Source organism: Mesorhizobium sp. USDA 3734, from assembly GCF_056279665.1.
The window spans coordinates 784,396-809,978 of sequence record NZ_JBWCCW010000001.1 but is presented as its reverse complement, the minus strand read 5'-3'; the positions used below and the strand labels follow the sequence as shown (position 1 = coordinate 809,978).

The following is a 25,583-nucleotide window of genomic DNA, read 5'->3' as shown; positions in this document are numbered from 1 at the left end:
ATAAAGGCGGCCCGGTTCGGCTGGAGATTCACAAGCTGCCCCGGAATTGAAGGCCAAACGAACACATTGATGGCGACACTCACCGATGTGTCGACAGGCTTAGCGCTATGATGGATTCCCGGGCTCGCTCATTCAGCTGCCATGAGCGCGGCTTCCGAGCGTTTTCCATGAGACAATCCTGGCACGGTGAAACGACTCGCTTTTTCTCCCTTTCTCAGCTTCACTGAAGAGGGAGCGGGGGATGAGACATGGCAACAGTAATTAGGCACGCTTTGTGCACGCTGTTTTCTGTATTCATCTTCGGCGCTGCATTGTTGATTGCGGGGTGCGCCACCCCTTACATCCCGCCGAAGATTCAAGAGCCGGGTCAGATCAACCCGTCCAGCTTTGGCGGTATCATGAACTTTGCCAAGCAAGAAGACCTACGGGTCGTTTGGGTGCACGGGATGTGCACTCATGAAGAAGACTGGGCAGATAATCGGCATGCCCTTCTCCAACAAGCAATCGCAATTGGATCGTCTAAGCGAAACACTGTGTATGGTCCGGAGCGCGCCGCGCGCGTCACGTTCAACCATAGCGTGAACGGACATTCGCTCGAACTCCGCTTTCTCGTCTGGTCACCGCTCGCGGCCGGCGCAAAAATCGCGATTGGGCTTGATCACAACGATGAACTGAAGCGCGCCAGCCTGAACAGGGATCTCAAGAAAGGACTAATCGACGATTGCTTTTCCGACGCCGTGATTTACACGGGCACGGCTGGCGATCCGACCAGATCGTGGATCCGTTCCGAAGTTTGTGACGCTCTGGGCGGCGATATTTCAGCCGCAGGCCACTGCCTGATCGACGACAGCAAGCCGAGGCGGAAGACCATCCTGATCGCCGAGAGCTTGGGAAGCAAGATGCTCTCCGACGCGATCGTCTCGATATGGCAAACCACGCCGGCGTCGGAACAGTCGCGGATCGCCCAGCGCCTTAGCGATGTCCAGATGGTTTTCCTGCTGGCAAACCAGATACCTCTCCTGAATGCCGCGACCTACGCTCCAGGCACAGGCATGATTGCTGCAAACAAATCGGCGGATCGAGCTAGTGGATCGCTCCTCGACGTGATCGCCAGCGCACGAGCTCGAAAGAACAAGGCGTTTATCGCGGAGCCGTCCGGTCCCATTCGCTTTGTAGCTTTCACGGATCCAAATGACCTGTTGAGCTATCGGCTGTTCCCCAAAGCGTATCTGCCTGGAGGACATGAAGATTACCAACGTGATTGTCTCAAACGATCAGACATATCTCGGACTGTTAGAGCGCCCGGATACCGCCCACTGCGGTTACGGCTGGAACCCGGCGGTGATAGCGACAGTTGCAGAAGGCTACGACGGCAAACGCCTGGGATCGATCCCGGTCAATGTCCCACACTCTTGCGGCCTCGGAGGATAGCGCGCGGCCCCGTCGCCTCGGGAATTGAGATGCTACACAGACATCTTCCACTCAAGTCACTGCACTTAGCCCCTAGAACTGAGATCGGGAACCGCGCATGTCATCATTGGCCTGGATTGATTTCGACGAAGCTGAGCGCCAAAGGGCGCAGCGGATAATGGCGCTGTTCCAGGAACGCGAAACCCGTGACGAACTCGGCTTGGGCAGTATCCGTGACTCAATTGCCGATCATCTCTTTCCGGGAACCAGCACGATCCAGACCCGACTGCGCTATATGCTGTTTATTCCATGGCTGTTTCGGGCTCTGGAGGGTTCGAACGTAGCCTCTGACACGCTCGCCTCAGAAGCTCGCGTCCTTGAGAACCGTCTCGCCGACGCGCTCAAGGCTGGCGGCGAATCGAACGGCATCATCGGGCGCGATGCAGGCGTCGATCTGCAGCGCCTTCCCAGTTCGGTCTATTGGGTAGGACTAGGGATGTGGGGAATCCGACTCTTTCCCGGCTCGGCTGAAAATCTGTTCTCATCGATGCGTCACCTTCAGCGTGGCCATTCGCGGGTCCGGGAAAGGGAAGACGCCGCATCGGAAGGACACGCATTGCAGATATGGACGCCGTCGCTGCCGCCACCGCCCAAAGATTTGCTCAAGATGACGACCTTCCGACTAAGCCATGACGAGGCGCAGTTCATCGTAGACCGCCTAGTTGTGCAGCAACCTCGAAGCCTATTGGCGATGTTGGCCCGCGATACCCGCACGCCAGCCGAATGCGACTACATTTGGGAGCATCCGCATCTTAATGATTTCCCGAGCGAAACGAAAAAACTCGTTCGGCACGCCGAAGTCTTTTCAAGCGTGATGCATGGTGCCTCGCTGATTTATAATCTGTTACTCAGCGAGTTGCGTGAACGCCCCGAATGGATCGAGTCCTATCAGAAGCGTTTGCAGGAATGGCGCGACGACCTGGATCTGTCAGCGATTCGCGCCTGGCAACTTGATGACTTTTGGCAGGCTGTTGATCACCCCGCTCACCGCATCCGGCCGGCAGCCAAGCGATTCGTTGGCGAATGGCTAGCGCTGGTTCGCGCAGGCGGGGTTGGCAAGGGCAACCAGACCCCGGCGTCGCGCCTGGTGCAGGACCGCGAGCGTCGGCTGAAAACCAGCCAGTCTCGGTTCGCAAACCGAGCCATTCGAGATCGCTGGACGGGGGCGTCAGGGACGGAGCGCCTCTCGTTCCGTTGGCCGCAAACCAAGAGGCATCTTAGGGATCTCGCCAATGCTAAATAGGACCACACTCGATCCCGAAAGTCGGGTGCTCTATGGCGACAGTCTTCAGCCCCCGCCGGGCTACGTTTTCGACGCCGCAGTGGCGACTACCTTTTCGCTCGACTTCGAGACAGCCCTTGCTGCACCTGTCAGCTTGGCTCTATTCGCCGCGGAGAACCGCGATGACATTCTCTCCCACCCGCTAGCCTTGCTTGAGGGTGCGGAGCGGATCGCTGGTCGACTCGTCGTCTTTACTGACGCTGGGCATATTCAGGCCCAAACCCGACCGCATTCACGCCTGTGCTCCCTTCTTGAAAGGATCATCGTCGAAGTCGCCGCGCCACGTGGCGGAGCATTTCATCCTAAGATGTGGGCGCTGCGTTATCGGCCGACCCGATCCGATGATCCAACCCTGCTGCGACTCCTCGTCCTTTCGCGTAACCTCACGCGCGACCGTTCCTGGGATATCTCGCTTCGTCTCGACGGCGAGCTTACGCGCAGACCAGACGCCAAAAACCGCCCGCTTTTCGATCTGCTCAACCGCCTGCCGAACTTAGCGGTTGCCGGCATATCTGAAGAGGCCGGCATCATAACTACCGAAATCGCTGACAACTTGCGACGCACTCAATGGACGATGCCGGAGCGGTTCGAGGATGTGGTATTCGCTGTCAACGGCTTCACCGACAAGATCTGGCAGCCCTCCGGGTGCGCGAGGCTCGGTGTGATCTCGCCGTTCTGCGACACAGATACGCTGAAATTCCTAGCCTCTCTTCCAACAGCGGAAAAGCCCATCATTATCAGCCGACCAGACCAGCTGGCATGCGTCGCAGACGAAACCCTCAGCGCATTCGAGCGCGTCGCCGTCCTCGACGAAATGGCCAACAGCGAAGATGGTGAAGAATTCCCAACCAACGCGCTCCAGGGTCTACATGCCAAGGCCTTCATCGCAGAGATTGGATGGGACACTATCCTTACGGTCGGATCAGGCAATGCAACTCGCCCCGCGCTGCGGTCGGGCAATAACGTCGAACTGTTCGCCTCGCTCCGAGGCAAGAGATCCAAGGTCGGCGGCGTGGAGCAGATCATGGGCGAGAAGGGCTTCGGCCGCCTGACACGTGCCTTCGTTCCCAGTGAACTGGACCTCATAGATCCATTGGTGACGATGGCGGAAGCTTGCCTCGATAATGCCCGTCGCGCACTTTGTCGTGGCGCGCTGCGGCTGCGCTGCGAGCGAACTCAGACAGAGGAAGGCGAGAACGCATGGCGCGTCTGGCTCACGCCATCGGAACCCATGCCATTGAAGGGGGTCGGCACTTTGAATGCTTGGCCCATCACGCGCGGAGATGGGCATGCGCGCAACATACTGACCGCTTTGCGAGCGGGCGAAACGATCGATCTGGGCGCGATGCCCCTGGTCGACCTGACCCGCTTTCTTGCCTTCCAGCTTAGGGATGAAGGCGAGAAGGCTTCTGCTCTATTCAGCACGAGCCTAGTTATAGAAGGGCTTCCAGCCGAACGACATGCTGCCATTCTACGGTGGGTCATCAACAGTCGGGACGCCTTCTTCCGCTATCTTCGACTACTGTTGTCCGAGCTCGGCGATCCCTTCGGGGCCGCGCTAGCCGCGCAGGAGGTCTCAGGACAGTCTGCTTGGATGTCATCCGCTGATGATGCCCCATTACTCGAGGACATGGTTCGTGCCCTCTGCCGTGGCGGCGAACGCCTTCATGCTATCGAACGGCTTATGGCTCGACTGGAGTCGGGCAATGATACTGGGGCCGACCCCATCCCGGATGACTTCCGCACTCTATGGGATGCGTTTCGTATCGCGCTCCGGGATCAAGGAACCAATCATGCCTGATAGCCGATTTGATGCTGCTGCCGCACTCGCGCCGCTTAAGTCATTCCAGCGTCGCACTGTGGACTATGTGTTTGATCGGCTTTACGGCGATCAAGATCCAGTCCGTCAGTTTCTAGTCGCCGACGAAGTAGGCCTAGGCAAGACGATGGTAGCCCGCGGAGTGATTGCACGGACAATCGAAAAACTTTGGGATACGACCAAACGGATCGACATCCTCTATATCTGTTCCAACCAGGCGATCGCCGCGCAGAACATAAGCCGCTTGAACGTGCTCAATCGGCGTGAACTTGCCCTGCCAACGCGGATGACCCTGATCCCGCTTCAGGTCCGCGGCGCCCAAAGCCTCGACGCCAACAAGGTCAACTTTATAAGCTTGACCCCAGGCACGACGTTTAATCTGCGATCGACCACGGGGGTCGTCCAAGAGCGGGCATTCATATTGCGCATGTTGGCGGACCGCGTTTCCCGCCCCCGAGGCCTACACAACCTGATGCAAGTCTACGCTGGCGTGGAGCGATGGCGGAAGGCTGTCAATGCCCTGACGTTAGACGGCGTCGACAAGCGGATCATCGATCGTTTCCGACGCGACGTTAAGGACGATACTGTCCTGTTTGCAGAGCTTGAGGAGGTTTGCGATCTGTTCCGCCGCCGCCGAGAACACTACCCGGTGACGATGACCCTGCGTCGCGACGCGTTGATAGGCAAGTTGCGGGGCAAGCTGTCGCACGCCTGCGTCGATGCCCTTGAGCCCGACCTCATCATAATGGACGAGTTTCAGCGATTTCGAGACCTTCTGCACGGTGAGACCGATGCAGCGATCCTAGCGCGCGAACTGTTCGAGTATACGAGTGGGAGTGGTCACGCTGCACGGACACTACTCCTGTCGGCTACGCCCTATCGCATGCTGACCTTGTCAGACGACGAACCCGATGATGGTGATCACTATCGTGATTTTCTGGAGACCCTGTCGTTTCTTTACGGCCGCGGAAAGGGCCCCGCTATCGCCGCGACACTCGAAGTCGAGATGCGACAATTCCGCGGATTCCTGCACGCTCTGCCCGAGTCTCGGCCGGCTGCCATCGATGCTCGACGCGGCGTCGAACGACAACTGCGTTCGGTAATGGCTCGCACAGAACGAGTGGCTATTACAGTTGACCGCGATTCTATGGTTGGCGAGCCGCCCATGTCCATTACCGTGCGGCCTACCGACTTGCGCCAAGCCGCCTCTGTTTCTGACGTCGCTCGAGCCTTAGACGCGCCAGAGATCACCGAATACTGGAAGTCGGCGCCGTATTTACTGAACTTCATGCGCGACTACGCTCTGAAACGCATCATGAAGGCAAACCTTGGCCGGCCTGCACTCAATCTTCGAGAGGCTCTAATCCGCGCTAAGCCTGAGATGCTGGACCATGCACGCCTCGACGCCTACGAACCGCTCGATCCCGCAAATGGACGAATGCGTGGTGTCATGGACGACGTGTTCAGCAACGCGCTCGATCAGAACCTCTGGATACCGCCTTCCTTGCCCTACTACGGACCCACACGTCAAAGCCCGCCACTGACCAAGGCTCTGATCTTCTCATCCTGGTCGATGGTCCCAGACGCGATTGCGGCTATCCTTTCCCACGAAGCCGAACGTCGAATGGGTGTTGGCGACACAGGTCAGCGGTATTTCGCGCGCACACGTCCTCGGCCCATCCAGTTCCGGCAGGACCAACAGCGCCTTGTCGCCATGCGTGCCATGAACCTGATCTATCCGTCGCCAACGTTGGCGCGGCTGGCTGATCCTTTGGCGATCTTTGCAGAGCACTCCGAAACGCTCTCAGTCGCTGACATGCGGAACGCTGTAGCCGACCGGCTGCGCGACAGTGTCAAAGCACTAGAGCAAAGGTCGGGCGTCATCACGGACGGCCGGGATTGGGAATGGGCTGCGCCGGCGGTTATTGACGCGATGGCCGGTGCAAAATCGCTTGCGTGGTTGGTCGAGCCCGGTGGCTTGGCGTCCCTGGGAAATGAGGAGGGGTTCAAAGAGCACGTCGCCGAACTTAGCTCTGCGGCCGCAGGGCGTCAGCTTGGACCTGTTAGTGAAACGATCATGGGCCTCCTCGTCGATATTGCGCTCGGCAGCCCTGCAGTGTGTGCCCTGCGAGCCCTGCGCCGTATTGCGCCGGACCTGGATTGGGACGATGCCAACCTGCTCACCGCGGCGACCGAGGTCGCTTGGGGCTTCCGCACACTCTTTAACCAGCATGATGCTGTCGCTCTTCTGCGTAAGGACGACGACGATCGCTATTGGCGTCTGGTGCTGGCCTATGGCGCGGAACATAATCTCCAAGCCGTGCTGGACGAATACGTTCACTATCTCGTCGACGCTGAAGGGCTAGGTCCAAGGTCGTCAGCTGACAGAATTGTGGGGGTTAGCAAGGCTATCGCCAACGCATTGTCGATCCGACCTTCGCAGATCGACGTCGAGGATCCGACCGTGGAAGGTAAGGCACTCGTCATCAACAAGTTCCAAATGCGCGGCCGGTTTGCCATGCGACTGGCTGATTACAAGGACGAGGAAGGTGGCGCGGCGCGCTTGGGCAGCGTCCGTGACGCCTTTAACTCGCCGTTTCGACCGTTCGTGCTTGCCACGACCTCGGTCGGGCAAGAGGGCCTCGATTTCCACCCCTATTGCTACCGGATCTATCATTGGAACTTGCCGGGCAATCCGGTCGATTTGGAACAACGTGAGGGCCGTGTCCATCGCTACAAGGGACATGCGATCCGGTTGAACCTGGCATATCGGCAAATCGACGTCATCCGCGGCAAAGGCGGCATAGCTAAGGATCCTTGGAACACAATGTTCGACGCTGCTAGGGCACAGACGGACATCGACACGGACCTTGTGCCATATTGGATCTATGAAGGCCCGGTGAAGGTCGAGCGCCGTGTCCCCATGTTGCCGTTCAGCCGCGAATTCCGCCGCCTAGAATGGTTGAAACGCAGCCTTACGGTCTATCGCTTGGTCTTTGGGCAGCCGCGCCAAGAAGATCTTTTGGAATACCTACACAGCTTGAAGGCAACCGATATTGGGGCGGGCGACCTGTCTGAACTCCAGATCAATCTCCAACCTTGAGCGGCATCCGTCCAATAGGGCCTTTAGCGGCGCCGATATCGGCGCTCTGAAAAAAGCAGTCGAAGGATTGTGCCGAGCCAACACGGCATATCGCTGTTGAGGTTTTGCGAACAAAACCGTATGGTGATATTGAATATGGTAAGTCAACAGTAACCTACTTTAAATGCGAAAGTCGATTCGGCGTCGAATATTGTGGCGCGATCACATAGCATCATCTCCAAGACTATGGACATTAAAGGGTCCAGGACTGCCAGCTTCCTGGCCCTTGCCATTTTGCGAGCGGAGCCGTTGCGGCTTGCCTCCCGAATGTTTCCCGATCATCGTGCCCACAATCTCCATCTGTAAGTGCTTGGATTGGCAAACATCATTGCATTGAATTGGAGCCCCCCCATATGCCCGCAGAACAGCGCTCCGCTCGCCTGGCTGTCTTGATCGACGCAGATAATGCTTCGGCGAAAATCGCCGATGGACTGTTTGAGGAGATCGCCAAAATAGGCGAGGCGAGCGTCCGGCGAATATACGGTGACTTCTCCAGTCCGCGCTCTAAGGCATGGGCAGACATCCTATCCAAGCATGCCATCATTCCTCAGCAGCAGTTCGCATACACGACCGGCAAGAATGCGTCGGACATCACACTGGTCATCGACGCAATGGACCTTCTGCATAGTGGCCGGTTCGATGGCTTCTGCCTGGTGTCGTCCGACAGCGACTTTACGCGACTCGCAGCGCGAATTCGCGAGCATGGGGTGGACGTGTTTGGGTTCGGTGAGCAGAAGACGCCTGAAAGCTTCCGGCAGGCTTGCCGGCGATTTATCTACACGGAGAACCTGCTTCCGGAAACGACCACCACTGATGCCAATGCGAAGGTCAAGAAGCCATTGGAATCGATGGCTCATGCATCCCGCATCCTCAAGAGGATCATGGCGGAGAATGAAAGCGACGACGGGTGGGTAAACCTGGGACAGCTCGGCAACTTACTTGCCAATCTCGCACCTGATTTTGACCCACGGACCTACGGATTCAAGAAGCTCAGCGATCTTGTGCGCAAGATGGAATCTCTGGATGTCGGCCAGTCAGACACAGGCCATATTCGCGTGCGCCTGAAGCCCGCCTCCGGTGTATCGCGAGCGATTAAATAGCCTCGGCCAAGGTTCTGCTCACGGTAAACGACGTGCCCCAGAGCCCACTGGAGAGCTCGAGCACCTAACTGCTGCACCGGGACCGCAGCACACTATCGTGCGCCCTGACGGCCCCCCTGACGTGCCTCGGGATGAGGGCGCGGTTTTGATCCGCGCCCTCATGTTGGTTATCTTGCGGTCATCGTGGGTCGAGGCCTTGGGTTGTGCCTTTGACGAATTATGCTGCGACTTTCCACTCAGCCATGTGACGGAACAGGAAATAGCCTGACCTAAGATCTTCCAGGGCCAAACCTTCGTTGTCGGTCTCCATTATGCGCCCTTCCAAATAGGCGATGTAGCCGGCGTCGAACCGTGCCTGGACCTTTGGTTTACCGACGAGACGATGAGCCTTTTCAATCTGAAGCGAGGCAGCTCGATATAGGGCGTCAGCTTGACGAATTTGCTCAGGCCCGACTACGATTTCAGTCTCCGGCACGTCGCTAAATTGCTCAGAAATATTGGACATGTTAGGGTTCTCCTTGTGATCGGCAGGAATTAGCCCCTGCCGTTGGCTACGTCGCCGGAGTGACATCGGGGTCAAATCGACAATCACTCCGGCGAAATTCTTTGATCAGTCGAGACGCTCCGCCTTCACCTGTGTTGACGGGAACACATAGCGAGCTGGCACCCTCAATTGGGTCTGAATTAGCTTCAGTCGATCGATCTCGGCGAACGACACCTTGAGCGCTTCTACATCGCCCCTCGGCAGGTTAGCACTCGCCGCCAGGGCGTCGTCGATTGCCCTACCTATCTCAGTGAGCTTGTATTGATTGATCAGAACCGAAAGTTCATCGGCGGTGTCGAGGCAAGCACCCAATATCCCTAGAGCACGTTCAAGCGCCGTGACCGGCTCGTCGCGATCATACTCGGACTTGAATTTTTGAATCTCAGTTCTCAGAAAATCGGGACCCGAAATATGGACTCCGTATGCGTCTAAGCTGGCATCAAAGGGAAAGTCTCGATCCCCGACGAAGTCTGAGAAGGGCCGCTTCAAATAGCTGGGCTTCGTTGGCGTAGCCTTCGCCGCGGCTAGCTCGGCGGCCTTTTGGCGTTCGCGGTAGCGTTTCTGTTTTTCGGCGGGTGTCAGGACCATGATCGAATCTCCGGCGGCAGTCACGGTTCTGGTAACATAGTGACCGTTACCGTGTCAATGGAGATTCCGCGAAGGCTCCGCTTTGGCCAATCCCCATGTGCTTGAAGCGCGCGTCGGCACTAGGTGTCAGTAAATAGCTCTTTGACTAGATCGCTACATCGAGGTGTCCGCCGGCTTCTGCGCTAGGTTCGCAGGCGAGCTCACTGGAGAGCTTGAGCACCGGATGCTGCAATGTGACACGGCGCACTACGGCGCTCTCTGGCAGTCACCCCTTACAGCGCGGTGAGTGAATTCGGCGCGCTGCTACCTGTTCCCCTTCAACGCCACGCTGACCTGCAAGAAACGGCAGTATCTCAAAGCCCTTGCCCTGTCGCATCCGAGCGCCGCCTCCTATATGCTTTGCGGAAAGCAATAAGGGATAGCCAATGAGCAGACAGGTTACCGACTTCGCTACGGCTTGGGTGTTTGAGAACATCAACGCTGGACCATACAATCCCGCTCAGGGGATTATCGATGCTCACGTCCGGCAACTGGTCAAAGATGCTAGGGCCAGAGGCATCAGTGAGGATGCTTTACGGGAGCATCTTGGTGGCCTTTCGGATTTTGTTTCAGAAGCGTTGAAATCTTCGACCGACGACGAAGTCCAACGTCTGGCGAACAAGGACGACTAGTGCCAACCGGACCTAAAGGTCAGAAGCGCCCGCCGCATGGATGGGTCATCCCGAGAGATCTGACGGCCCAAACGTCAAGCTTAGACACTAGCTGAAAACGCGACCGGAGAGAACCATTGGGCGCTGATCACAGGTTGCAACCAGCGAAACGAATAATGAAATAGTTGAGACTAAGTCCCGTATGTCTCCCGAGCACATGCATTCAGCACACGTAAAATGCACTATTTTGGCGTGGTCTCTCAAAGGCTTACGGGACTAGCGCCTTCAGAAATGGGCAGAAAATTAAATAGCTTCCTTGGGGTATCGACGTTCACAGCACTCGAACATCCGACCTTCGGTCCCAACGGCGCAGCCTACCCCGGTCCCAGCACAGTTCCTGGATCCCGCCGTAGTTGACAACTACCCAAAAAATTGGATTTCGGCGGTTTCTGTCAACTTGAGGTAAACTTAATGTAATGCGTTCTCTTACCGGCATAAGAGAACGCACGTTCCTGGTTGACAGAATTGGTGGCTGATCTTCCACAATCGGGCGCCGAAGTTGACATTGTCAACCCGGGCCTAATCAAGCTGTTCCCTTTCAGAGGGCCAGCCGACACCCCACATGGAGCGGAGCATGGGTGATATTTTTTCTCCGGCAACAAAAGGCATCCCCTACATATCACCATGGAAAACCTAGGACTTCCATCTATGGGGATCATCCCGAGTCAGAAATAAAGTCGATCGGTTCCTAGGAACCCAGGCGATCGTCGTCAGCTTCCGCTGATGGCATCTTAGATCCAACACCTGGTTGTCTTAGTGGTGCACTCACTGACCGCGCCGGCTTTGCCGACCCGCTGGATTAGCGGGACCGACCGAGCATGCGCTCTACGCTCCGGTCCGCACTCGAGCTCGACGCAGTAGGGTCGAATGATCAGCTGGCTGCTGCCAATGGCTCAGATGGGTGAAACGTCGCCATTCGTCTCCTCGACGGGAACGAGCAAGCAGCGCCAGAAGCGAGCTCAAAGGAGCGCCGGCACTCCCATTTGAAAGAGCAGCAACAACCTAGCTACATAGCATGCGCGGATTCGACTCCGACGTGCACGAAGCTGCCGTTAGTGTCAGCGAGGCGAGGACCCGTTTCTCCCGGGTAGCGTTATGACGATAGACTCCGTCCGCATTCCATACCGGGAGCCCGTCGACTAGGAGATCTTCCCGCGCGCCGGTGTAGTCTTTCTAATCTCCTCGGCAGCGCCTGTCAGAATAAAGGCCCGCTGCAGGAAGTTCTCGATAATGTCGACGATATGCTCGAGACGCGCAGACGTCGGGGTATAGCCTCGGTGGGCTGATGCGTTTCCGGCATCTGCCACTGCCTCAAGGGTCTTCTTCTCTTGTGAGCTGATAAAGTCGCCGGTTTCCAGCGCCGACAGCTTGCCCTCGAACCCGCCTTTCGGATCTCCGATCAAGAGATAACCTGCCCTGTCGAGCAAGGTGCGAGCGCCGACCGACGCGAGCACATTCAAGCCGGTATTGAGAGCCGCATAGAGTTCGTCCAGGACGTTCCGTAACACCTCGTCGCCGATGCTGTCCGACCATGCCGGCTTAGCACGCACGGTAGGCGCCGGATAATAGGTCTCCTTTATGCCTGGTCGCATCACCGGCCGTCCATTCTCGTCATAGTCCATATCGTCCCATTCAGAGAACCAGTGCTCGTGCCGAACCGAAAGAATGTCGCATCCACAGCATTGCAGAACTTCGAAGGTGTCACTCCATGAGATCGGGCCATCGTTGCCTGAAGTGGAATGTTCCGCGCGAACCCACGAGTTGGTGGTGCCACGACACTTGTTGCAATGTGCCTTGATCGTGCGGTCAACCTTCGGAGCAGATTCTGGGCGCGATGGATTAGTTGCAGGCTCGGCCGGGGCCTGCAACGGCGCCAATCTTGCCCATCCCCTTGCGGTTACGCTGATGCAGTCGTCGGGAACGAACTCGATCAGGCCCTCGCTCTTTGCCCGTGAGATCAACTGCTCGACGCGACGACCATCAATCGTTCCGATCACCCCCGTAAGATCATCCTCGTCCGGCAACTCCACGGTGCCGAGTTGATCGTCACCGAGTTGGGAGGCGACCCAGACCAAGAGATTAGTCATCTGCCTATCAACGGAAGGTAGCGGCCGCTTCAGCATCTCATCAAGATTGACGGAATTGATCTCGGGCCACTCCGCATCGGTGGTCATCGACATCAATCTGGTGGCGTGGCTTAGGCGAGCGACACTCTTCGGATCGTCCCTTGGGAGGCGAGCAGGGAGCATCGCCAGCGCCGACCCAGTAATCTGATAATTCCCACACTTGCGGCACTCCACTCGCCTGTAGTCGCCGCCGTTGGGCTGCTCTAGGCTGGCCGATGTCTTGCAGATCGGACAGAATCCCATTCCGTGCACTCCGAAAGTCATTCGCGGTGGCAATGCGCCTCACGCTGGCACGTTGATAGCCGATAGTCCAACATGCGTGGACTCAAACCATATGGTATTGGCGGGATCTATCTTGAAACAACCCAGTTTGCCTAGGCGGCTATACAAGTATCGTGGCTTCAGCAACCGGATCCTCGATATGCTCATGGCCGACGAACTGTATTACGCAGACCCCAGCGACTTCAACGACCCGCTCGACAGTAGGCCGAACCTGGAAGCCAATCTCCCGGCCGATGACCTCGAGCACCTCCTGAGCCGCCTTGTGGAACAGCGCATTAGAGCCGAGATGACCAGTGCTGCCGCATCAATCAAATATCGCGGTCCGAAAACAATCGACCACATCGCGCGCCACAGCCTGAACCGGGCTGCCCGGTTGATCGACGAGATCCGCTACAACGCCGGCAATCCGATTTATGAGGTGGCGGACCCCCTGAAATTCCTGCTTGCGCAATACCTCGAGGACGAACTCCTGCGTCGCTATGACAGGGGCATCGTATCCTTCGCCATGCGCGCAACGTGCCCGCTGATGTGGAGTCACTACGGCGACCAGCACCGAGGCATCTGCGCGGGATACTCGATCCCGGCGGATGCTGCCACAAGCCTCCACAAGATCACCTATGGCGGAAGCAGGAACGTCAAAGCTAGTGACGTCGCCATCATGGACAATGACGCCGTGGCGCGCCGCCGGGTGGACGAGGCCGTATTGCTGCGCAAGGCGGGTAGCTGGCGCTATGAGCGCGAATGGCGCCTGATCGGCACGCGCGGACCGCACGATTCCCCCCTCGAACTCGAGGAAGTGATCTTCGGGATGCGCTGCGGCTTAACTGTCAAATACACAATTACAAAGGCACTTGAAAACCGGCGCCGGGCAGTCCGCTTCTATGAAATGCGGGAGCGGCACGGCACTTTCCAGCTTATGAAATGTGTCCTCGATACGGGAGAGCTTTCTGCCTCTCTGCCACGGCGCACCCGTGACCTGATCGAGGCCTTCGACGACTTGGACTAGTGGGCGGCAATTCACGGCCCCAGTCCATCGTCAACTGGATATCATCGCTCCGAGAACCCAGGTATGAGCAACGACGACAAGCCCCCCCGCATCCGATTTTGAGTCCCTGCTGAGAACGGATTTTCGGTGGCCGACCGCTGGCGACGCCCCGTTCACCCGCTCCGACGAGTGGCAGAGCAATGCCTATATCGACCCCTATGGTCACAGCCGTTTGGTAACGATGATGACCGGATACAAGATGGCCGCCGACCTTATGGTCGCCCATGTCGCACAGTCGCACCACGACGGCGATGCCCTCGTCTTCCCCATAATCTTCAACTACCGCCAATTCATCGAGCTTGAACTCAAATACCTCATCGCCACCTATGGCTACACCGTCGGCGTGGACGCCCAGTGGAACACGCACGACCTCCACACCTTATGGTCGATCTTTCTCAAAGTCCTTGCGGGCTATGGACACGAGGATGTGGAAGGCACCGACAGCGTTGTGGAGGAGATCATCGTCGAGTTCGCCAAAGTGGATCCTAGGTCCTTCTCCTTCCGCTACCCGGTCGACACCAGCGGCAAAATCGTCACCCTGGCCCATCAGGAGGTCGACCTGCATCGCCTCGCCGATGTCATGCACGGCCTAAGCGGCTACTCCTCTGGCTGCGACGGCTTTCACGACAACCTCCAGGGCGCGGGGCCATAGGTATTCACGCGAACTCAGACACCAAGAGATAGCGCCGCGAAAGAGGACCTGCTGTGAACGTCAGGGAGATGACACTCGACATGGTCAGATCTTTTGCCGAGGCTTGCCGACAACTGCGTGACCATTTTGCGATCTAGCAGGCTGAGGGCGATCTGCTCGTCATTTCCCTCCCGCGGCGCTTGGCGTTCTCAATGTCATGCGTTCGATTTCGTGCCGCCCACGCCACGAAAGATGGCGCGTATTATCTTTCTAAACACGACCGACAGCTTCGGATCCGTTCCGTTTGAGAACTTGCGGACCACTTCGATAATCTCCTGCTCGTTTGCTGAGAACCCGCGCAAAATTTCTCGATATGCCGCGCGGTCCTGTTCATTGCCGTGCTGCGTGAGCGCCAGGACGAACAGCGCTCGAGGATCAGTTTCTAGCGCCTTGGCGAGACTCACAACGCGAAATAACGGAACCTTGATCCGACCGGTTTTATACATCGAAATGACGTTGTCGTTAGTAAGCCCAATCTCTCTGGCTATGTCCCTTTGGCTCTTTCGATGGCTCATTTCATAGATCCGTTTGTCCAAAAATTTGGCAATCTCGGATTTGTCTCGCGCACCGGTGTTGTCATTGCTCATGTTCGTTATCTTTCTGAAAGTATCTGATATTACTTGCTATATATCGATAACTGATAGGGGATTTGAAATTCCCAACAGGCGCCTAGAGATAATCTGGCCTCCCTTATCTGATTCATCCCACATGTCACTCAAAAAAATCGTTTAAGCCAAATACTTTGAATCTTTGTCAAATCTATACATAAGTAACCCATGATTTACTTTGGCCTTAGGGCGTGGCAGCGCGCACATAGTGCCCGCAGCGGCCAAAGGACGCGGAAAGGCCCAGCGCAGAAGGCCTGTCGCACGGGTGATGCGACTCGGATAAAGGCCACCCGGTGTGGTCAACCGGCTGCTCGATGGGTGGCCGCCACGGATGAACTACTCGACCAAAGTCGTCCTTATGGGCATCAAAGACCCGAAGCGTCAGGTCGTGCTGGAATACAGCGCAACTCCAACGACGGCGACACAGCGGCGGGTGGCCGGAAGGACTGTTGTTCACCCTGTGATCGACTTGGGCGACTACACGTGCCGAGCGGTCATTGACTGGGTCGACATTGACTTCTGGTTCGGACGCTCGACGCAGTTTCAATTCGTCCAGGCAGTGGTCGAGCCCATTGTCGGGCGCATGCCCCACGTAGAGCCGCTTGATCCGGAACCTGGAAATGTCAGCACCAAGTTTCGAATACGCTTCCAGGAACCGCAGCTGAAACTGCTAGCCGAGTGCGAAGACGAGCTGGACAAGAAATTTGACCTGCAGATGCACGGAGTAGTCCGTTCAATCGAAATCAGCGTTGATTTCAAACCCCGCACTCCCTCGGCCGATATGACCGGGAGGATGGTCGGCGTCCTGGCGCGGCATCTGTTTCCAGACCGGGATTTCATGACTGTCGGTCTCGACAGGCCGCGTTTCCTATGGAGTCGAGACGAGCCGACTTTTTTGATGGCAACAAATAGCCTGATGTCCTCAGACGCTGACAAGCCTGCTCCGATCGATGCGACGTTCTACGTAGGTCGACAAAATGGACACGTCAGGTGGCGTGTGATGGAGAAGCTAATCGACAACCAGAACGTCAAAGCTGGAACCTGGGATGATCTACCAGTCAGCGAGCACCGAGCCAGGATCGAAGTGACCCTGGATCGGCAGGAGCTGATCGACCTTGGGGTCGACTACATCCATGGCCTGCAAGGATTCAATTTCGCGAAGCTCCAGGGTAGATACTTCCAGTTCATGGTTCCGACGTTCGAGAACGGGTTCGTAGGCAAACACCCAGTTCGTAAGGCACTCGAGAACGACCGATGGAGAAGGTTCCTCAATGCAGGCATCGTTGGTGTGATTGCCATGGAGGGGGCTCGACGGTCGTTCAGAAAGGGCGCCAGGCCGGCGCTTAAGAGTTTCCTTCGAGCGAAGAGAAAGAAGATCCGTCCCATGACCAGGCTAGGCACAGGGCCTTCGGGTAGCTTCCTCGCGTATGAGGCTCTCAACGGGCGGGCGGCAATGGCGCTGGAGAAGCTGGGGCATAGGGAGGGTGAGTGAGGCTTGCCGAGCAGGGTCTATACAGACCAAGTTATTAGGTCGCCGGAACCTCTGGTTGGGTCGAACCCGTGCGCTAAAAGCGGCTCCTCACCACCGGATGCGCTGATCGCCAGAGCTTCTGGTGGGAAAAACCGGCCAAATCGGAATCGGGACGAGGTGGTGATCTTCGGACCTGCGTCAGACCAACCTGTGCTTCGCCATCAGGCCTGCCAAAGTAGCGCTCTCGATGACCGCGCTTTCCGGGACGATCGCGTAGCCCCAAGACTTCGATGCGGTGTCCGTCGATATCTGGTTGGCGTGTTTGACCCACTCGCAAGCCGCGCGCGATTTCTCCTGAACTGTTTGGTCACTCATCTCACCGTCAGCCTTAATCTCAACGATCAATTTGAGCGCCGACATCTCTACGACGAAATCCGGCTCGTAAGCCTTGCCTGATCGATACTCGATCTGGAATTGACCGGGGCCTGGCTTCACCCAGCGCAGCACGTCTTTCTCGAATTCGCTGTCGATCAGGGCAGCGAAGCGGCGCTCGGTATCAGACTGGAATTTGTGAAAGTTGTAGGGGCTCTTTCGTGTGCCCTTGAAGACGTAGCTTCTGGTGTCCGACAATGGCCTTGCGGCCGATTTTATGTCGAGCATCTTTGCGATGCTGGTTATGCTGATAGTCAGCGGCTTCAGCGACCGAAACGACCTGACAAGCTTTGCTTGGTAGTCCGCCGGCGTCTCGCGATAGTGGCCCTTCATCTGCACAAAGATGAACTCTGCAATCGCCCTTCCATGCGCGAGCGCGACGTTCTCTATATCGTCCTCGGACGCCAGATAGGTTCGCAGATGTGACACGGCCTGACCGGCGAGCCTGTAGAGAAGGTCGGATTGTGAGTCATAGTCGACCTGGTCGTAGTCGATCAGGTGCTTGACGATATAGTTTTCGAGCAGGCCTTCTTTCGGTCCGGAGATCGATCGGGCTAGTTCGCGCTGGTTTTGGTCCCGTAGGTTCCGGATCAGGATCCGATCGGACAGCGGCTGATATCGGATTGTCTGCAGGCCCGTCAGATCGAAGGCTTCGAACCAGAAATTTACCTCCCGGCTCGGAATGACGACGATCTCAGGAATATCGATCGTATTCTCCGCAAGGCTGGCGGTGACTATGCCGACGATCTCCTCGACTCTCGGCTGAGCGACTATGCCCTCCAGCGAGCCCTGTGCAGGCTGCAGGGCGCGTCTGATGTCGGCGGCGAGTTCCTTTCGCACTTCCGGCGTCAAAAGCTGCTTAACGCCCCCCTTGAGCTGCCGCTCATATTTGCGGGTTATGAAATCGAGCGCCGACTCAACGACCTTGCGATCATCGACATGGTCGAAGATGACAGCTTGTTCCTGCATTCCTTGAAACGCAGATCCACCGCCGAGCAGGGCTACCTCGAACGAGACAGGAATATCGATCAATCGTTCGGTTTCAGCCGGAACGTCCCCGCCTTTTCCGATGGTCAGCGTCTTGATCTGCACAAGCGAGTCAACTTCCCTCGCTCGCTTGATCACTTCATCGAAGCGGTCATGCGCAATCACGGTAAGCGTGTCGACCGACTCGACGCCGGTGCGTTCGCCATAGGGCAGGCGAAGTCCGCGGCCGAGCGTCTGCTCAGTTAGAATGTCGGAAGCAGAGGCGCGAAGTGGGATGATCGTGTAGAGGTTGTTGACGTCCCACCCTTCTTTGAGTTTGTTCACATGGATGACGATCTCTGTGAGATTATCGGTCTCTAGCCCGACCAGGCGCTGGATTGCCTCGTCGCTTTCGTCGCCCCTCAAATTTGAATGAACCTCTGCGACACGGCCCTTGTAGGCGCCCTTGAAGAACTCATCGCTTTCGATCCGGGCGCGCAGCGCGCTTGCATGGGTCGTATCCTGGGCGACGACCAACACGAATGGATGAACCCGGTTCCGGCCTGATTGACGTGCGTAAAGGTCGAGTTCGACCTTCACATGTTCATGATAGTGAATGCCGTCTTCGAGCATTATGAGCTCAAGCTGGTGGTCGTTGAAATCAGCCCGGTTGAAGTCCGCCCGGGTCGCCACCGCAGGCTCTTTCACCATCCCGTCGGCCATGGCGTTGCCAAGCCCATATTCGAAGACGACATTGCGAAACGCGGTCGACTTAGCGCCGACGGATTTCGGCGTTGCCGTCAATTCGAGGCCGAGCGCCGGCTTCAATTCGTTTACTGCCCTCATGCCAGCACTTGCACGATAGCGGTGGGCTTCGTCCATTAGCAGCACAAGATCTGGGAGTGCTGCCAGATAGTCGAAATAGGATTCGCCGATGGTCTCGCGCATTGTGCGAATGCGCCCTTTGTCCTTGTTGATCTTGTCGACGTTGAAGATGTTGACGATGGCCTCACCGCCGAAAAGGTCGGAGCCGCGCACGCCCCGCCCCTCTTCCCAGGTATCGCCGGTGACTATGACAGGTGGCGTTTGGGCAAACTGGGCGATGCCGCGAAAAACATATTTCGGCGACGCCTGTTTCGAGAAATCGGCGACCAACTTGTCGTAGATCGTCGTGTTGGGAGCCAGCACAAAAAAGTTCTTCGAGCGGCCGGCGAGGTAGAGCCAAGCAATAAACGCGCCCATGAGGCGGGTCTTGCCCACACCGGTGGCGATGGCAAAGCAGAGTGAGGGAAAGTCGCGCTCGAAATCCTGCACGGAAGGATAGGCCGCTTGGATTGCATCGAGCGCCGCGACTGAGTCACCGCCCTTCGCCAGGCCAATGCGGCCGACGATGTCGGCCAAGATGTCGAGCGATTGCTCCTGTGGTGCGCGCAGCGACAAGCGTTGCGCGATCTGGCGGCGAATGCGGTCTTCGCTCATCTCAGGCCTCGCCTTCGTCGGCGCCAAGGTTGAAAAGCGGCAGGCCTGAATCCTTCTTGCGGGAGCGTCCAGGCGTCCGTGGCTCCTCCGGCTCGTCCAGTGCAAGCGGCAGGTTTTGGATGTTCAGCGAATAGTCGTCGCGGCTCCATTCGCATTTCGACAGGATCGCAGTCGGGATCTTCACAAGGGTCAGATTGTCGAACGAATCCGGGCTCGCGTTGAAAGCCTTGCAGCAAATCAGCAGTGACCGGTCTGGCCCGACGTCTTCCGAAATTTTCCGGCAGGCGTCATGCGTCAGATTCTGCGTCGTAACGTAGATGAAGTCGGTCTCTGTCGAGAAGCCGTGGTTCCAATATTCGTCAGGGTTCTGCGAAGGCGCGTAGGTGAAATTCATGTGCCTGCACAACGCCTCAGCGAGCATCGCCGCATTGTAGTCCTTCGCAATGACCCAGTTGCCGTATTTGTCGTGGACGAGCAGCGACGGGGCGAGCCGGTAGTAACGGAATCCACCGCCGCCGCTCCAGCCGACCGTTTCGGTAATGCCGCCGGCATCATCGCCGTCGATTACTTTCTTCAGGCGCGGAACAATATGTGTTTCGGCGTGGTCACCGAGCTCGACCATGATCCAACGCCGGCCCATCTTGTGGGCTACTGCACCGGTGGTGCCCGAACCGGCAAAGGAGTCGATGACCAGGTCGCCAGGTTGGGTGGCAATATCAAGAATACGCTGAATAAGACGTTCCGGTTTAGGGGTTTCAAATGACACATCCCCAGGGAACAAACTTCGAGACTCGTTCTTCGACGTCCTGTTGCTTCCTACAGCCTCTTTCTTCCACAGCGTTCTCGGAACAAGATCCCCCACCTCATTTACATACTTTTTTATGCTGGGCCGGGCGTTGCCCGTCGGACCCCACCAAATTCTACCATCTTGGTCCAGCTGATGAAGTTTTTCCTGAGAGATCCTCCAAAATCGGCCCGCTGGTGGCGCGAAGGTTCGTCCGGTTGGGCCTACGATCGAGTATAGGCCTTTCGAATAGGGCTTGTTTGCGTATGGGTCACCCGGCAGCCAATCTCCTCGCGGATCGTTGTCGGGATTTGAGTAGATGGAGTTTGCTTCGTCTGTCCGAGCAAGTTTTCGCGGTGTCCAAGTTGCATTTTTCGAAAATATCAAAATATGATCGTGATCAGTGGAGAACAGCCGCGCCGAATTTCGGGGTGAGTCAGCTTTTTCCCACACCACGTTCGCGACGAAGTTCGCCCGTCCAAACACCTCGTCGCAAAGAACCTTAAGGTAATGCGCTTCGTTGTCGTCGATGGTGATCCATAGCGAGCCGTCGTCGGAGAGCAGAGTCCGCATCATCTCCAAACGATCGCGCATGAGACTGAGCCAGAGCGAATGCTCCAGTCCGTCATCATAGTGCGTGAAAGCGCTACCCGTGTTGTAGGGTGGATCGATGAACACGCATTTGATCTTGCCCGCAAAATCCGCTTCCAGCGCCTTCAGTGCGAGCAGGTTGTCGCCATGAATCAGCATGTTGTCAAAAATGTCGGCTTCTGACCTGCGCGCGGCCGCGTGATGCGACAGCGACGGATCTTCGATCAGGATGCGCGGCTCAAGCTTCGGCCGCTCGTCCTTGCCGATCCAGGTCAGTTCAAGCTTCTGTTTTTTCGACATTGCACTCAGTCTGTTTGAGGTTTGTGGTGCCGGAGCTGTGGCTCTTCCTCGTCCTCTGCGCGCCAACGCGCAAGCAAATCCTCTCGTTCATCCGGAGAAGAGCGACTTACCGACTGCTGGTTTCCCGAGCACGATGTGACTTGCCCGTCTAGCGCGATTTGGACTGGTGATTGGACTGTAGCTGCCTTGACCTCCATTGCCATTTTCAGCTCGTCGGCAAGCCGAGTCCTTCTCAATTCTGCTTGGCGGCGGCTTCGTTCGCGATGTCTCAACGCGATTGCCCGTTTCCGTTCCATTTCTTCGAGGAATTCCTCCGGATTGCGGTTTTCTGGATGCATGCTGATCAGCAGTGAATGACCCGTAGAATTGCTGTCGCGTGCTGGTTTGGCGGCAACATCGTCGACACGCTGACCCGGCATGGCTTTTACCGGGATAACTTTGGCACTTCTGACGATCGCGGCCAATTTCTCGTCCCGTCGTTCTTCGAACGGAATGCGATCCAAATGTTCGCTTCCAATCGTGTCACTGGCATCCTGTGATCGCCAACGCACCCGCCTATGGGCACGGACATCACGGTCAATATGAACCTGGCGAATGTGGTCGGTCGGTGAAAGAAAAGACAGCGTCGACCGCGGCGCCGGATCCCGGACATCTCGGCCATGACGGACGTTCCAGTGCATCGTATAGAGATGCTCGATTTCGCCGTGGCAACAGAGAGCGTCCATAACCTCTGCCTCAAAACTGTCCCGAGCCTCTCGGATTTTCATCACCCTAGCTAGCATCCATCGCTGAGCATCCGTCTGCTTTCGTTCGAGTAGATCGATCTGAGCACTCACCCGCGCCTTTTGCTCTCCATCACGAGGCTCGACCCGCAGCCAACGCCGAAGGTTGGCGATGTAATCGTCAACCTCTTCAAGACTGTTGCGGCCACGGTCTTCCAGCCTTCTAACAGCGCGATCGAGATCAACTTCGCACTGTTCAAACATGGACAAATGCTCAAGATCGCATGCACCTAAGAAATCCCAATAGAGCGCTTCAGACGCCCATTCGAGTTCAACTGGTGGGGAGTCTTCGGGATCTCTTGGAAGTGAGCACCCTAATTCAAAGAACTTCGCGGTTAGCCATGGTGAGATTGACTCACCATCGTCGTCGATACAGGCGATTAAAGGAGCAGTCCAAGAGCTGAATGACGTTTCCATCGTAGCCCGCGACACCATTAGCCAGCCCGAACGATACCGAAGCGACCGGACCTCCCAGGCCGGGCCTGAAAAAGAATCAAGATACAAATCGCAAGCAATCGGCAGGCTGGCGAACTCACCGTAACTCGAGCTCGGCGCCCTTTTCATGTTAGCTACTCGACCGACCAGCGAATAGTGAAAAGCAGGTTCTTCTGCGGTTGCTGGTTCAAGCTCTCGGCCACCTCGTCGAGCATGTCGGACACTTGTTTTCGCACCTCGCGGCGTCGCTCGTGTTTGGAGAGCTTGAGGTCATCCATCTGGCCTTCCAGCTTCTTTATTTTGCGTCCGAGATCGAGTTTCTGCTCCATTGACGCATCAGGCGAACGCCGCTCCTTGCGCAGCACTTTGATCTCGGCGTCGAGCACGCCGATCTGCGCATCTAGCTCGATCTCGATGTCCTTGGCGTAGTTGTCCAGCCGAGTTTCCTCTTCCTCAAGCCAGCGGAAGTTCTGTTTCTTCACTCGATCCGAGAAAGCGGAAAACTGTTCGTCTTCGATGCCCTGTAGGCCCGAAGCATCAATGGGGTCTCGCAGTTCTTGAGCCCTTGACGGAACCATGAGCATGCGGTCGGCTGTTTCTGGAGGGATCGATACTCCGTCATCCGTCACACATGAGAGCAGGAGCTCCTCTCGTGCCGAGTCGCGCGTTCGAACCTGAGCCTTGGAGACGCGGAGCAGACCTGACTTGCCTGCCAGATTCTTGACGTCGGCGAGCTGTCCCGGAAACGCGTAGTCCGCAAGGTTGAAAAGCACCGATGTCGGGCTCGACGGCTCACCTCGCGCCTTTGCCTTTTCGACAATCTCCGTCGCGAGATTCCCGTCTGAGAGCCGAAAGAACTGCCAGTCGTGGTCATCGGCGTCGGGCCATTTGGTCGTCCAGGTCTTGCCTTCGTAGTCGAACCTGAAGATTGCGTCGTGGTGGAACCTGGCACCTGGCAATTCGGCTTGGGCCACAATGATGAGGCGCCGTGTGAAATCATTCACTGCGTTATCGAGTTCGCCTTTACGACCCTTGAGCCGAGCGACGACATCTTGATCGAGATGCTCCAAAACCTTCGCGCGGGCGGACTGCATGTCCGAATCGATGCGATCCTGCAGCGTGGCTGTCAGGGCGTCGAACTGCTGAACAATTTCAGCCTCGGTCCGGCTAGACTGGACGATACCCAGGACACGCTGCTCGAAGTCGACACCGCGTTCGATGGTGCCGAGAACCTCGTCGCTTGATCCGAATACGCCACTGAATAGCTTGAATTTCTGATCGAGCAGTTCGTAGATCCGCTGCTCGGCCTGATTCTTTCGATTCAGCATATTGACCACTGTGACGTCGATTTTTTGCCCATAGCGATGGCAGCGACCAATGCGCTGTTCGACGCGCTGCGGATTCCATGGAAGATCGAAGTTGATCACGAGCGAGCAGAATTGGAGGTTGATGCCCTCGGCGCCGCTTTCTGTTGCGATGAGGATCGTCTTGTCCTTGCTGCGGAAGGCGTCGACAATCGCCGCTTTCATGTCCGCGGTCCGCGAGCCGGATACCCTGTCCGTGCCGGCGTGTTCTTCCCGCCAAGCCTGGTAGAGAGACTTGCTGACGGGATCGCTGTTCGACCCGTTCAGAAGCGCGATCTGGCCGTCGTAACCATTGGCGGCCAACAGCTCGCTCAGGTATTTCTGAGTGCGAACGCTCTCTGTGAAAATCACAGCTTTGCGCTGGCCTCCCTTGCTGGAGATCGCATCAAGGATGCCGGGAAGCTGCGTGAGGAGTTTTTCGCCTTTGGCGTTCTGCCCAATGGATTCGGCCAGAGCCAAGAATGACCTCAACTCGTCCAATTCGACAGCCAACAATGCTGCGTCTATGGCTTGTTGTTCGCCATCGTCACCGTCATCAAGTTCCTCACCGATCTCTGCGATGGTCTCAATATCGTCAGTGACAGTTTCATCGACGCGTTGGCGTCTCTCTAGTCGCTCGATGAGTGACCGAAGGTAGCCAGTGACGGCGAAGGTCGACGATCCGAGGATTTTGCGGACTTGAAGCACCACGAGCTGATTGGCTCGGTCACCGTAGGAAATCGTATCCTTGCGCTGTAGGAAGGCCGAAACCTTTTCGTATAGCTGCACCTCAAGGCTTGGCGGTTCGAAATCGAACACGACGGCGTTTCGCTTGGTGAAATTGATGTGTCCGGCCTCTTGAACCTGCCGGCGCAGCGTGCGGTAGCAGACCGGTATGAGGCGCTCGCGCAGCGCCTCAAGGGACGCCGGCGAGGCACGAGCCCCTGTGTAGAGAGTCTTGAAAGCTTCCTCACCGCCGAAATGATTGTCGTCAATCATCGACACAATGCCGAAAAGTTCCATAAGGGAGTTCTGTAGCGGGGTGGCCGTAAGCAGCACCTTGAACGGATCCTTCAAGGCGTCTTTCAACAGCTTCGATCGGAGAGCACCTGGTTTGTAAACGTTGCGCAGCCGATGTGCTTCGTCGAACACCACCAAGTCCCACTTGGTCAAGGCGAGTTCATCTGCGCATCGCGCCGCGAATTCGTAGCTGGAGATGATGATTCCTGGAGCATCGCGGAACGGTTTGGCGCGCCCCTCCTTTTTCAAGACCTTGTAGGTAGCTGACTCCAAAATGGTTGCCGGCAGCGAAAACTTCTCCCGAAGCTCCTGCTCCCACTGCTTGCGTAGGGACGCGGGGACAATCAAAAGAATGCGGCGTTTCTGCTCAGCCCATTTCTGGCCCATAACGAGACCAGCTTCGATCGTCTTGCCGAGGCCCACCTCGTCAGCAAGAAGAACGCCTTTCGAGAGCGGTGACTTCAAAGCGAACAAGGAGGCTTCGACCTGGTGCGGATTCATTTCAACCCGCGCCGCTGTCAGAGACCGTGTGAATGCGTCCTGCTCAAACCCATCTAAAGTTATGCGATGGCT

17 protein-coding genes are annotated in these 25,583 nt (G+C 56.9%); 9 read left to right on the top strand and 8 right to left on the bottom strand.

The annotated features are described in order from the left end of the window. The first annotated feature begins 248 nt into the window (after positions 1-248). The 5 genes from ACZ89F_RS04010 (at position 249) to ACZ89F_RS03990 (ending at position 8,813) form a co-directional block, all read left to right on the top strand. Entirely contained in the window at positions 249-1,589 is a 1,341-nt protein-coding gene (locus tag ACZ89F_RS04010) for a hypothetical protein (protein ID WP_476090499.1), read from the top strand. Continuing rightward, entirely contained in the window at positions 1,529-2,713 is a 1,185-nt protein-coding gene (locus tag ACZ89F_RS04005) for a DUF6361 family protein (RefSeq protein ID WP_476090498.1), read from the top strand. Before ACZ89F_RS04010 ends, ACZ89F_RS04005 begins: the two co-directional genes overlap by 61 nt. Next, on the top strand, positions 2,703-4,553 hold the full coding sequence (locus ACZ89F_RS04000) for a phospholipase D family protein (protein WP_476090497.1): 1,851 nt from the start codon (positions 2,703-2,705) through the stop codon (positions 4,551-4,553). Before ACZ89F_RS04005 ends, ACZ89F_RS04000 begins: the two co-directional genes overlap by 11 nt. After that, entirely contained in the window at positions 4,507-7,674 is a 3,168-nt protein-coding gene (locus ACZ89F_RS03995; protein WP_476090496.1) for a helicase-related protein, read from the top strand. Before ACZ89F_RS04000 ends, ACZ89F_RS03995 begins: the two co-directional genes overlap by 47 nt. Before the next feature lie 392 nt (positions 7,675-8,066). Beyond that, on the top strand, positions 8,067-8,813 hold the full coding sequence (locus tag ACZ89F_RS03990) for an NYN domain-containing protein (protein WP_476090495.1): 747 nt from the start codon (positions 8,067-8,069) through the stop codon (positions 8,811-8,813). A 217-nt stretch (positions 8,814-9,030) separates the two neighbouring features. Here ACZ89F_RS03990 and ACZ89F_RS03985 read toward each other — a convergent pair whose 3' ends face one another. Together ACZ89F_RS03985 and ACZ89F_RS03980 are read right to left on the bottom strand one after the other, a co-directional pair. Continuing rightward, positions 9,031-9,318 carry a hypothetical protein gene (locus ACZ89F_RS03985; RefSeq protein ID WP_476090494.1) on the bottom strand — a complete coding sequence of 96 codons (288 nt, stop codon included), beginning with the start codon at positions 9,316-9,318 and terminating at the stop codon, positions 9,031-9,033. 105 nt (positions 9,319-9,423) lie between these two features. Continuing rightward, positions 9,424-9,945: a hypothetical protein gene (locus ACZ89F_RS03980; protein WP_476090493.1), complete on the bottom strand. Its 522-nt coding sequence runs from the start codon at positions 9,943-9,945 to the stop codon at positions 9,424-9,426. Positions 9,946-10,370: 425 nt separating this feature from the next. Between ACZ89F_RS03980 and ACZ89F_RS03975 the strand changes: the two genes are divergently transcribed. Then, a complete protein-coding gene (locus tag ACZ89F_RS03975) occupies positions 10,371-10,616 on the top strand; it encodes a hypothetical protein (protein WP_476090492.1) in 246 nt (81 codons plus the stop codon). 1,178 nt (positions 10,617-11,794) lie between these two features. Here the strand turns inward: ACZ89F_RS03975 and ACZ89F_RS03970 are convergent. Further along, a complete protein-coding gene (locus ACZ89F_RS03970) occupies positions 11,795-12,829 on the bottom strand; it encodes a DUF4145 domain-containing protein (RefSeq protein WP_476090491.1) in 1,035 nt (344 codons plus the stop codon). A gap of 379 nt (positions 12,830-13,208) precedes the next feature. Here ACZ89F_RS03970 and ACZ89F_RS03965 point away from each other — a divergent pair, with 379 nt between their 5' ends. Both ACZ89F_RS03965 and ACZ89F_RS03960 read left to right on the top strand, forming a co-directional pair. Continuing rightward, positions 13,209-14,069 carry a DUF2971 domain-containing protein gene (locus tag ACZ89F_RS03965; RefSeq protein WP_476090490.1) on the top strand — a complete coding sequence of 287 codons (861 nt, stop codon included), beginning with the start codon at positions 13,209-13,211 and terminating at the stop codon, positions 14,067-14,069. A 238-nt stretch (positions 14,070-14,307) separates the two neighbouring features. Continuing rightward, positions 14,308-14,760, top strand: coding sequence for a hypothetical protein (locus tag ACZ89F_RS03960; RefSeq protein WP_476090489.1), 453 nt, complete (start codon positions 14,308-14,310; stop codon positions 14,758-14,760). A gap of 194 nt (positions 14,761-14,954) precedes the next feature. On the opposite strand, the gene ACZ89F_RS03955 is transcribed toward ACZ89F_RS03960, so the two are convergent. Further along, positions 14,955-15,386, bottom strand: coding sequence for a helix-turn-helix domain-containing protein (locus ACZ89F_RS03955; protein ID WP_476090488.1), 432 nt, complete (start codon positions 15,384-15,386; stop codon positions 14,955-14,957). A gap of 352 nt (positions 15,387-15,738) precedes the next feature. On the opposite strand from ACZ89F_RS03955, the gene ACZ89F_RS03950 reads away from it, so the two are divergent. Further along, on the top strand, positions 15,739-16,899 hold the full coding sequence (locus ACZ89F_RS03950) for a hypothetical protein (protein WP_476090487.1): 1,161 nt from the start codon (positions 15,739-15,741) through the stop codon (positions 16,897-16,899). Between the two features lie 177 nt (positions 16,900-17,076). Here ACZ89F_RS03950 and ACZ89F_RS03945 read toward each other — a convergent pair whose 3' ends face one another. The 4 genes from ACZ89F_RS03945 to ACZ89F_RS03930 are packed head-to-tail and all read right to left on the bottom strand — an operon-like array spanning position 17,077 to position 25,511. Then, entirely contained in the window at positions 17,077-19,755 is a 2,679-nt protein-coding gene (locus ACZ89F_RS03945) for a DEAD/DEAH box helicase (protein WP_476090486.1), read from the bottom strand. Between the two features lies 1 nt (position 19,756). Next, positions 19,757-21,430: a site-specific DNA-methyltransferase gene (locus ACZ89F_RS03940; protein WP_476090485.1), complete on the bottom strand. Its 1,674-nt coding sequence runs from the start codon at positions 21,428-21,430 to the stop codon at positions 19,757-19,759. A gap of 5 nt (positions 21,431-21,435) precedes the next feature. Continuing rightward, a complete protein-coding gene (locus ACZ89F_RS03935; RefSeq protein WP_476090484.1) occupies positions 21,436-22,776 on the bottom strand; it encodes a hypothetical protein in 1,341 nt (446 codons plus the stop codon). Positions 22,777-22,781: 5 nt separating this feature from the next. Then, positions 22,782-25,511: an SNF2-related protein gene (locus tag ACZ89F_RS03930; RefSeq protein WP_476090483.1), complete on the bottom strand. Its 2,730-nt coding sequence runs from the start codon at positions 25,509-25,511 to the stop codon at positions 22,782-22,784. Positions 25,512-25,583 lie beyond the last annotated feature (72 nt).